Below are 332 nucleotides of genomic sequence, written 5' to 3' on the forward strand. Positions count from 1 at the left end.
TGGAGTTCCACCCCTGGGGCAGCCACGCCGAGGCGCCCGACAGGGCCGACCGGGTCGTGTTCGATCTGGATCCCGGGCCGGATGTTCCCTTTGCCGAAGTCAAGAAAGCGGCAACCGACATCCGAGAACTGCTGGCGCAGCTGGAGCTGGAATCGTTCCTGCGCGTCTCCGGCGGCAAGGGCCTGCACGTGGTCGTGCCGCTCAACCCAGGGTGCGATTGGGACCTGACCAAGCGTTTTGCGAAGGGTTTCGCCGATGCATTGGCACAGTCCGAACCGCAGCGGTTCCTGGCAACCGCCACCAAGAGCCTGCGCAACAAGCGGATCTTCGTC

1 pseudogene is annotated in these 332 nt (G+C 64.8%); it reads left to right on the forward strand.

Annotation, left to right across the window (positions count from 1 at the left end):
- Window positions 1-332, forward strand: a pseudogene (locus EN859_RS36340) (ATP-dependent DNA ligase); the annotation flags it as partial.

This window comes from Mesorhizobium sp. M00.F.Ca.ET.216.01.1.1 (assembly GCF_004010325.2).
In the GTDB taxonomy this organism is placed as follows: Bacteria; Pseudomonadota; Alphaproteobacteria; order Rhizobiales; family Rhizobiaceae; genus Mesorhizobium.